Consider the following 8,983-nt stretch of genomic DNA (forward strand, 5'->3'; position numbering starts at 1 on the left):
TTCACCAAACAAGAGCGACTTGGCGCTCTTGCCTCAGCCACGCCGGAGCGCTGTTTTGCGATTCGATGCGCTCAGCAATCACGGCCGCACGCTGCGCTGCCGTCGGCGGCAGGTAGGAGCCAAACCGGGATAGCGAGCCGCAATTTACCGCAGCGTTCGTGCTGTCCGCGCTCGCCAGCGGCAGGCGCGTGAAGATCTCGGGGTCGAGCATCCGAAGGCCATGAAGTCGCGCGGCGGGCCGGCCTCGCTCGTCGCAGATTGCGTCCATCGCCTCGCTCATCCGCGCCCACCATCTGGCGGTGCCAGGGGTAGCCCACTGGCCGGAACTGCCGAGGGCAACGGTGGACCACTTGTCGCAGAGGCGCGTGAGCCGGTCAATCGATTCGTGGAGGTGCCAGACTGGGACGCCGTATCGGCCAAGGTCGGCATCTTCAAACTTAGAAATGAGTGCATCGTTGGCTTGTTCATCGCCTTCAATCTCATCAGGGATAAGGGCCCATTCGAAGCCGGGGTGCTTACACCAGTCGCGCACCCACGCGAGATAGCCCGGCACGTCAAGCACTGCACCACGCTTCCAGACTGAGAAGGCGCCATTGTCGAAGATGAACGAGCGGCATACGTCAGCGACGATGCCCATGTCGTCCGGGCGAGTGAACGGCACGAGGGCGTCACGTCCTATCAGGAATCGAGCAGAGTCCTGACGTGTGCCACCCATCGGGGTGCCGTGGTATTTCTTCACTTGTTCACCGTTTTCACATCAACCCCGTCGTGCTGCGCCCTTGTCCGTCCGTTTATCGGGCACGCGGCGAAGAATCTGTGCGTGTAGGTGATCTTCATCTGCAACCCTTTGAATTCAGTTGTCAGGCGTCCGCCGGAACCGCTTGATCGAACACCATCGGCAGCAACCCGATCTCCTCGGCCTCGGCGCGGTAACGCCCGACCTGTTTGGTGCTGACGCCGACCAGGTCGGCGACGTCGCGCGCCCCCGCGCCGGCGCGCAGCAGGCCGGCGACGCGGCGGACGCGGCGCAGGCGGAGGTAGTCTTCGGCGTCGGCGAGGTCGAGCTGCTCGCGGGCGAACACGGCGGACAGGCGCTGCGCGGGTTCGAGGCCGAGGGCGCGGGCGATGACGTGGTCGGCGTCGAGAGTCTCGGGGACGTAGAGCCGGGTGCCGCCGAAGAGCGCGAGCAGGCGCAGGGTGGCGGTGGTGCCGATGGCGGCGCCGATGTCGTCGATGAGGTTCGTTTGCATTGTTGTGGCTCCCTGGTTATCGGCTGATGTAGGTGCTGCGGGCGGTGCGGCGCTGTGGGCGCGGTGCGGGCTTCGGGGTGGCGATCTGCGGCGGCAGGGGCGCGCGCGGCTGCGGTGCGGCGGCGATCGCGGCGGGCGACGGAGAAGGCTGGGCGCCCTGCTCTTGCGGCGACTGGTAGAGGTGCTGGCCCTCGGGCGTGGTGTGGATGTGGCCGGCGTCGAGGATGCGGCGCTCGTCCGTGTCCCAGTCGGCGCGGGCGTAGCGGTGCAGGCGCAGCTCGGGGTGGTGGGTGGCGGCGTAGGCATACACCCAGGTGTCGAGCGGCTCGTTGCGTGCGCCGGATTTCTTGCGGTAGCGGCCTTTCACCGGGTCGAAGGTTTCGGAGACGAGGCCGGCGAAGTAGCTGCGCTCGAGCACGTCCGGGAAGCGCACCCAGCGCTTGGCCTTGTCGGGCTGCTCGGCGTCGCTTGCCAAGCGGCGGAAGAACGTGTGCTTGATGGCGATGGTGCCGACCTGCCAGGTGCGCAGGCTGTCGTCGGCGGCGTCCGTCTTGCCCTTGTGATCGACGTCCTCGGTTTTCGGCCGGCCGAGCGGCAGGGCGTTGGTGGCCTTGGCGCCGTAGATCGCCATCGGACGGCGGATGAGGGCTTTGCGGACGAAATCTTTCACCGCCTGAGTGCGGTGGCCGCGGCCGTCGATCGCGGTGGCGCTGACGGGGAGCATCGCGCCGCAGGCGTGCTCGATCGGGCGGTTGAGCAGATCCGTGAGCTGCACCCAGACGTCTTCCTGCTGCGGGTCGCCCCACAGGACGACGTAGTCGATGACCCAGCACGTGAGTCCCCTGCCCCAGCCGATGATCTGGCATTCGAGGCGGTCGTCCTGGGTGTCGGTGCCGGCGGTGATCCAGATGACGCCGTGCGGGGCGACGCGCAGCGGATAGGGTTCGGCGCGCTCCTGCAGGATGTTGGACTTGACGGCCTTCAGGGACTTGTCTTCCCAGGGCTCGGCGAGGCGGTCGTTGACGAAGGTCTTGAGCTTGGCGGGGTCGCCCTGGGCGTCGAGCCAGTCCGCGGCGAGGTCGGCCCAGCGCGGACCCATGCCGATCTGGTAGTACAGGCAGTTGACGTGGTAGCCGCGGGGGGTGCGCTCGGGGTGCGCGGGCACCCAGCGGCCGGCGGCGATCATCACCGTCTTGTGGTGTTCGTCGATCATCGTGCCGCAGTCGCGGCAGACGTACCACGCCTGGGTGACGTTGCCGGCGGCGTCGCGCTGCCACTTGAGGCCGTCCCATTCGAGCGGCTGTTCGTGGCCGCAGTGCGGACACGGGACGTGGTAGCGGCGCTGGTCGGATTTTTCCCACAGCTCGCTGATGCGGCACAGGCCGCGCACGCCGGGGGTGGAGACGTACATCCGCTTGCCGCGATCGGGGAACGCGGAGGTGCGCCCTTCGAGCATCTTGAGCGGGTCGTCGCCGGTTTTGAGCGCGGTAGCGAACTCGGTGAGCTCGTCGACGAGGAGGTAGCGGACGGTGGTCTGCTTGAGGCGCGGCGCGCTGCCGGCGTGCTCGACGTACAGCTGTCCGCCGGCGAAATCCTTGAATTCCTTCTGGTTGGCGGCGTTGCGGCTGTTGGTGCTGGTGAGCGCCTCGCGCACGGCGGGCGTTTCTTCGATGAGTGGGTTGAGCTTTTGATTGACCCACTTGTTCATCGAGACTTCGCCCGGCAGGCACACCATGACCGGGCCCGGGGCCTGGTCCATGATGTAGCCGAGCGTGTTAGTCTCGACTTCGGACTTGCCGAACTGGATCGGGAACATCAGCGCCATGTCCTGCACGGCGCTGCGCACGCTCATGCAGTCCATCGGCTCGCGCAGCGGCGGGTTGGTGCTGGTGCGCCAGCGGCCCGGCTTGGGGCTGGACTTGCTGCTGAGCCAGCGCTTGGTGTCGGCCCATTCGGAGACGGTCATGGGCTTGCGCGGGGCGATCGCGCGCGAGACGGTGCCGAAGAGGCAGCCCGCCGAGGGGATCAGCGATTCGAGCGTGAAAGTCTCGGGCGCGGCCATGCTCAGGCCTCCTTGGCGCCGAGCTTGCCGATCTGCTCGGCGAGGTTGCCGAGGGCGTGCTCGATTTCCTCGGCCAGCAGCACGCGCACGCGCTGTTCGTCGGATTCGCCGGCGAGCACCGGGGCGATGCTGTCGGGCAGCGCCTCGAGTTCGGCGCGCAGCGTGACGAAGGCGTTGCTGACGACAGCGATCGCGTCGTCGCGGCGCAGGTATTCCTTCGCGTCTTCGGCGAGCTTGATCTCCTCGCGCAGCGCCGCGGCACGTTCCCGGCGGGACTTCCAGAGGTGGAAGTCGGGGCCTGCTGCGGCGTCGTCGTCCTCGGCGGCGTCTTCGGCGCCCTCCCCGGCCTCGATGCGAGCCGGGGCGGCGATCGCCAGCTCGGCGCCCCGCGTGGCGGCGTGGCGGTCGGCGACGGCTTTCATCGCCGGGTCGCGGGTCGCTTCGATGCGGGCAATGGATTCGGCGACGCGCACGGCCTTGCCGTCGTCGCTGAGGACGAGCCGACCGGACTTGCGCAGCTCGGTGACGTAGCTGGGGCGGCAGCCGATGATCGCGGCGAAGGCTTTGAAGGGGGCGGTGGCAGGGAGGGTCATGGGCACCTCAGAACGGCACGTCAAAGTAAAGGCCGAACTTCTCTTCGCCCAGCTTTTCCACCACGTCTGCAATCCATTCCAGCCGCTCGGCGGTGACGCGCGAAACGCCTGCGTACCTGCGCGCCATGCCGCGCACCTCGTAGAGCGCATCCCTCGCCTCGTTTTCCGTTGCGGACTGCATGAAGTCCCGCACGCCCTCTTCGCTTTCCTGCCAGGTCTTGCAGTGGCTACGCTTCATCTCGGCCCACTCCCTTTGTTCCGTGCCCACTCTACGTCCGCCATGCGGGTTTCAGCCGCCGCAGACAGTACCGGCGCCACGCCGCGCTGTTCGAGGCTGCCCACGGGCCCGATACGCGCCCCGCCGAGGCCGTCGATGAGACCGCGCTGGTGCAGGGCCTTGGCAAAGGCGTGGAACTCTGGCAGCTCGGTGCGAAGCCGGGCGTTGAATTCGCCGACATTGTCGGCAGCGCAGACGAGGTGTTCTTCCACCTTTCTCCTCCTCTTTTCTTTCTGTGCGGTATGTGCGGAATAGGTGTACGGATGCCGCACAGACGAAACCCGCGTGGATGCTGGGGTGTGCGGCATGTGCGGCATGTGCGGCATGGTTCGCGCACACATGAGAGATGCGTGCGCGTCCTGCAGGGCGGTTGCGGCGCGGCTCGCGTGTACACGTGCGCGGGAGATGCCGCACATGCCGCACAACCCAATAACGGCACGGGTTTGATGCCGCACAGACGATGCCGCACATATCCGCACATGCCGCACAGCGAGGGGCGACTCGGGGCGACGATCAGGCATTGGCCGCACCTTTGTAGTCCTTGACCGCGTTGCGGAAGGCGATGGCGTGCTTGCCGATCCAGGTTCGCTCGTCTTCGGCGGGCGGCTTCTCGGGGGCGACGAGGATTCGGGTCCTGTCCGGCTGCTCGCGGTATTCCGGGATGAAGCAGACGCCGTGCGGGCCCATCACCTTGCCGTCGGCGCCGAGGTAGCGCTTGCGGGCGCATTCGATGCGGTGCTTCTTCTCGAGGGCGTTGATGAGCCGCGGCATGGGCGCCGGCTTGACGTTGATGCGGTTGCACCAGGTGCGGTAGGCGTCGAACACGTCAGTGGCAATGGCGACGACGCCGGGCTTGATGCCTTCGATCGCGCCGGCGACGAACTCGCGGTAGAACCGCGTGGTGCTGTCGAGGGCGAGGTCTTGCAGGGCCGCCTTTGAGGCCGTCATCGGCGGTTTGGTGTGGGGGGTGAAGTCGCCGAGCGGTAGATCAAGCAGGTGGGCGTGCAGGGCGGCGATGCCGCCTTCTTCGATCTCCCTTTTCACCGCGCGATAGAAGTCTTCCGGCTGAGGGGCGTAGGGCGTTCTGACTACCAGATGCCGGCGGTCGTCGTCCTCAAGGACGATCGGCATTTCCTCGTTGGAGTTGAAGACGATGTTGACATGGTTCTTCTCCTCGTATGCGTTGACGAACTTGGGGTCGACGTACACGGTTTCGCCGGTGACGAGTTCCTTGAGCGCGTTCTTGACCTGGTAGAGCTCCTGCCGGGCGACGACTTCTTCGGCAAGGATGAAGAGCCGGCTGGCGAGCCAGGTGTTGCGGTGGTTCTCGATCGCGGCCTGGTTGATGGTGAGGCCGTAGGGGCCGTAGATGCTCGAGATGGCCTTGAAGAACTGCGACTTGCCCGTGCCCTGCGGTCCGTGCATGACGACCGCGCTTTGCATTTTGGCGCCCGGGCGCTGGATCGGATACGCCAGCCACTTCATCAACCACTGGTAGACGGCGTCGGCGTTCTCCTCTGCACTGCAGAGGTAGGCGAGGAGATCGATGAGCATCTCGCAGCAGCCCGCCTTTGGCTTTGTCGGCCAGCCGGCATAGGTGTTGCAGGTGATCTTGCGATCCTTCTCGGTCGGGTCGAAGCCGACGTTGTCCAGGCGAACAATGGCCTTGGTCGGGTGCTCCATCCATCGCCGGTGCAATTCGCGGCTGATGCAGATGTTCCGCATGCCCGCGAGCGGGACGATCATCCGCTCTTGGCGATCGAAGACGGCTTCCTTCTCGCCGTAGATCAGGGCGAAGCGCTCGAGCAGCTCGTCGAGGGTCTCGATCGGCCGCAGGGCGGGTTTCCCCTCTCCCCCAGGTTGAGGAGCAGCGGCGGCCGAGGTGGGGGCTTGCCACCCGACGGTGCGCAGGGCTTCTTCGACCTGCGCGCGGACGATGGGGAGGCCTTCGGCCAGGTGCAGGTCGTTGTAGTCGGTGATCTTGTGGCCCTGGGCCTGGAACTTGGCCCAGCGACCCTCTTCGTCGACGAACTTCGCCGCGACGTGGCGACCGCCGACCGCAACGGCGGCGGACGATGCGCGGGTCACGCCGGCGTTTTCGCAGCGGTGCGGCTTGCTGCAGGCGGGGCAGTCGGCGCCGTCGGCGATCCGAACCGGGGCGCGGCATTCGCGGCAGTGGCCGAACGAGTCGTCGTCGGCGCAAACGAGGATCTTCGCGCGCGGGTAGCGCTTGTGCAGCGCCTCGGCGACGGGCAGGAGGTTGCCGGCGTCGAAGGCGACCGCGACCGGCAGGCCGGTGGCTTCGTGGAGGCTCGCGGCGGTGGCGTAGCCTTCGGCGAGCAGCACGATCCACGTCGGCATGCCGATGAGGTGGAAGTGGCCGCGCTTCTCGATACCGGCCGGCCAGAATTCCTTGTCGCGCTCGATGCGCTTGATGCGGTCCGCGTGCAGCGCGCGCGAGAGGATGAACTGCAGGCCATGCACGCGGCCGGCCGCATCCATCATCGGGATGCACATCGCGCTACCAATGGGCGTGGTGTAGGGCTTGCCCTGGTTGCCGTCCCACTCGAGCACGGCGCCGGCCGGGGCGAACCGCACGCCGTGGGCGCGGACGCCCTTGCGCGTGAGGTAGTCGATCTCGCCTTCGACCTGGCATTCGCGCCACTTCGCTTCGGCCTGCTCGGCGGCCCGGGCGGCGTCGGCGCGGCGCGCAGCATCGGCACGGCGGCGGTCTTCGGCGAGGCGAGCGCGGATCGCGGCCTTCTGGTCGTCGGTCAGCGAGCGTTTGGCGAGGGTGAGCTTCTGCGTGCCGTTGTCGTCGCCGCGCCAGATTCCGTAGGAGCCGACGAGGACCGTGTCGCCCCCGTCGAGCACGAGCTCGTGCACCGAGTACCAGCCGCGCTTTTCGCGGTCGCCCTCGACTTTGCAGCGCTGCATCTTGCCGACCACCAGGTGATCGAACTGCAGCCCCGCGCCGACGAGCTGGGTCATCACGTCATCGTAGTTCGTCGCCATCAGGCAGCCACCCGCATTTCAGTAGTTGCCCGCACCGCTACCTACCCCGAAAACTTGCCTCTCCGTACCCTTGTGTGCCGCTGATCCCCAGGGGCCCCCGTCCGGCAAATCGCCGTTCGACCGCGACCCATGCGGGAAACTGAAATCGAACCGAGATCGCGTCGCACCTCTCACCACAGGGGAGATGGGGCTCATCGGGCGGCCCTCCTGCGCAACTCCCAGTCGTCACGGCAGTCGGCATCGCAGAACGCCGCGCCCTCGATCACCTCTTCGCAGTTGTGGCACAGACCGCACGCGACCGGCTCGTGTGACGTGCGCGAGCGCGCGGCTTCGATGGCGCGCGCCGTCTCCTGTTGCTCCCGCTCCGCGGCGAGGTCGGCGAAATCGGCCATGGGTTATCTCACTCGGCTAATCAGATGCGCGGCGAACGCCACGACGTTGAACAGCGCCTCGCGCGCCTCAGTGCGCTCGGTTGCCGACAGCCGGCGCCCGGCCTGCATCCGCGCCAGTGTCGGGCGTAGCTCGCGTTGCACCAGGCCGCCAAGCGCCGCGAACGCCTCGGCGTCATCGGCCGGCGCCCCGACCGCCTTGGCCTTCGGCGAACGCGGGATCGTCACGCAATCCGCCAGCGCTGCAACCTCGGCCACCGCCTCGCGGCTCTGCAGCGTCTCGATCACCTGCAGGAACGCATGCACCGTTGGCGCATGGTCGTAACTCGTCGGCCCGAACTGATGCCGCAGCGACTGCGCGTTGCGATCGAGCAGCACCGCCAGCTCGTTGATGCCGCTGTGGATACCCGGCGTGCAAAACCGCTTCATCGCGCGGTGCAGCGCCTCCATCACCGGCGCGAAATCCACCTTGAGCAGCTCGCTGTGCGACTGCGGCCCACCATCATCGATCAGCATCAAAGGGTCCTACGGGGTGCAGGCAGACCTGCATACGATGCAGGCCTGCACAGCGACAAAAGGGAGGCGCGCCCCATGCGATTAGAATCGAGTTTCCACACCATCATCATCACCACAGGAGCACACCATGAACAAACCGGAAAGCGAGAGGCTACTGGCCTTATTCGCCATCGCCCTCGTCAATCACTTGCCGCCGGATCTTTCCGCGCGGGTTGCCGCGCAACTCGACGAACTCGGGATGCTTGCAGCGCAGGACGGCGACACCAGCGTCGGAACATCCGCCAGAGAGCTTGCGAGCTTGCTGGCTGGAACGCTGGAGATGACGCGGCAAAATCGCCGCCGACACGCTCAACTTCAACGGCGGGCGGCGCAACGTGCTGCCGCTCGTCGGACAGAAACACCAGCTTCGAATACTTTTCGCTCATCTCAATTTCCTCCATCACGCCGATCAATGGCCCGGCGGTCGGCCTTGTGCTGCTCGCCACGTATCGGGCGGCGCGCCCCATGCGGATAGAATCGAAGCTCTCACACAACATATTCATCACCACAGGAGCGCGCCATGAACTCAAAGGTTGTCCGACTCACGGGAATGGTCTGGTACAAGCCGGAACATTACGACGCTGTCCTTCGGGTCATGTCCGACAGCAAGCAGCTCCCCAGAACGTTCCACGAATGGCGGATGAAAGCCGAGACCGGCGAGAAGGTTCGCCGACGCGACGGGGAGATCGTGGTGCGCGCCTTCATCGACCCCGAAACGTTTCCCGACTGGTGTCGGGCGCGCGGCCTGAATATCGATGCCAAGGCACGCAATCTCTTCGCCGCGCTCGTTGCGAAAGAAACAGCAGAGCGCAGCCATGGAGAAGTCGGCGGTATCCACTGAC

Annotated in this window: 11 protein-coding genes; 1 reads left to right on the forward strand and 10 read right to left on the reverse strand. The window is 66.5% G+C overall.

Going from position 1 to position 8,983, the window contains the following annotated elements:
- Position 1: 1 nt before the first annotated feature.
- The 10 genes from EBN1_RS20465 to EBN1_RS20510 form a co-directional block, all read right to left on the reverse strand.
- Positions 2–739: a hypothetical protein gene (locus EBN1_RS20465; RefSeq protein ID WP_011239890.1), complete on the reverse strand. Its 738-nt coding sequence runs from the start codon at positions 737–739 to the stop codon at positions 2–4.
- A gap of 121 nt (positions 740–860) precedes the next feature.
- Positions 861–1,250 (reverse strand): hypothetical protein, encoded by a 390-nt coding sequence (locus EBN1_RS20470; protein WP_049780328.1) that lies wholly within the window; start codon positions 1,248–1,250, stop codon positions 861–863.
- A 16-nt stretch (positions 1,251–1,266) separates the two neighbouring features.
- Complete coding sequence (locus EBN1_RS20475; RefSeq protein WP_011239891.1) at positions 1,267–3,312, reverse strand: phage terminase large subunit family protein; 2,046 nt, start codon at positions 3,310–3,312, stop codon at positions 1,267–1,269.
- Between the two features lie 2 nt (positions 3,313–3,314).
- A complete protein-coding gene (locus EBN1_RS20480; protein ID WP_011239892.1) occupies positions 3,315–3,905 on the reverse strand; it encodes a hypothetical protein in 591 nt (196 codons plus the stop codon).
- 7 nt (positions 3,906–3,912) lie between these two features.
- Positions 3,913–4,143: a hypothetical protein gene (locus EBN1_RS20485; protein WP_041646667.1), complete on the reverse strand. Its 231-nt coding sequence runs from the start codon at positions 4,141–4,143 to the stop codon at positions 3,913–3,915.
- Entirely contained in the window at positions 4,140–4,394 is a 255-nt protein-coding gene (locus EBN1_RS20490) for a hypothetical protein (RefSeq protein WP_041646668.1), read from the reverse strand. Before EBN1_RS20490 ends, EBN1_RS20485 begins: the two co-directional genes overlap by 4 nt.
- A 301-nt stretch (positions 4,395–4,695) precedes the next feature.
- On the reverse strand, positions 4,696–7,197 hold the full coding sequence (locus EBN1_RS20495; RefSeq protein ID WP_011239894.1) for a DUF5906 domain-containing protein: 2,502 nt from the start codon (positions 7,195–7,197) through the stop codon (positions 4,696–4,698).
- Positions 7,198–7,388: 191 nt separating this feature from the next.
- A complete protein-coding gene (locus EBN1_RS20500) occupies positions 7,389–7,589 on the reverse strand; it encodes a hypothetical protein (protein ID WP_041646669.1) in 201 nt (66 codons plus the stop codon).
- A gap of 3 nt (positions 7,590–7,592) precedes the next feature.
- A complete protein-coding gene (locus EBN1_RS20505; RefSeq protein ID WP_011239895.1) occupies positions 7,593–8,102 on the reverse strand; it encodes a phage regulatory CII family protein in 510 nt (169 codons plus the stop codon).
- 179 nt (positions 8,103–8,281) lie between these two features.
- A complete protein-coding gene (locus tag EBN1_RS20510; protein WP_157866665.1) occupies positions 8,282–8,650 on the reverse strand; it encodes a hypothetical protein in 369 nt (122 codons plus the stop codon).
- A 41-nt stretch (positions 8,651–8,691) separates the two neighbouring features.
- Between EBN1_RS20510 and EBN1_RS20515 the strand changes: the two genes are divergently transcribed.
- Positions 8,692–8,982 carry a hypothetical protein gene (locus tag EBN1_RS20515; RefSeq protein ID WP_197531837.1) on the forward strand — a complete coding sequence of 97 codons (291 nt, stop codon included), beginning with the start codon at positions 8,692–8,694 and terminating at the stop codon, positions 8,980–8,982.
- Position 8,983: the final 1 nt, after the last annotated feature.

Origin of the sequence: Aromatoleum aromaticum EbN1 (assembly GCF_000025965.1) — a bacterium.
In the GTDB taxonomy this organism is placed as follows: Bacteria; Pseudomonadota; Gammaproteobacteria; order Burkholderiales; family Rhodocyclaceae; genus Aromatoleum; species Aromatoleum aromaticum.

Bases quoted from the DNA above. Each gene is read 5' to 3' on its own strand.
- EBN1_RS20470 (WP_049780328.1), bottom strand. From the start codon at position 1,250: ATGCAAACGAACCTCATCGACGACATCGGCGCCGCCATCGGCACCACC.
- EBN1_RS20475 (WP_011239891.1), bottom strand. From the start codon at position 3,312: ATGGCCGCGCCCGAGACTTTCACGCTCGAATCGCTGATCCCCTCGGCG.
- EBN1_RS20480 (WP_011239892.1), bottom strand. From the start codon at position 3,905: ATGACCCTCCCTGCCACCGCCCCCTTCAAAGCCTTCGCCGCGATCATC.
- EBN1_RS20485 (WP_041646667.1), bottom strand. From the start codon at position 4,143: ATGAAGCGTAGCCACTGCAAGACCTGGCAGGAAAGCGAAGAGGGCGTG.
- EBN1_RS20495 (WP_011239894.1), bottom strand. From the start codon at position 7,197: ATGGCGACGAACTACGATGACGTGATGACCCAGCTCGTCGGCGCGGGG.
- EBN1_RS20500 (WP_041646669.1), bottom strand. From the start codon at position 7,589: ATGGCCGATTTCGCCGACCTCGCCGCGGAGCGGGAGCAACAGGAGACG.
- EBN1_RS20505 (WP_011239895.1), bottom strand. From the start codon at position 8,102: ATGCTGATCGATGATGGTGGGCCGCAGTCGCACAGCGAGCTGCTCAAG.
- EBN1_RS20515 (WP_197531837.1), top strand. From the start codon at position 8,692: ATGGTCTGGTACAAGCCGGAACATTACGACGCTGTCCTTCGGGTCATG.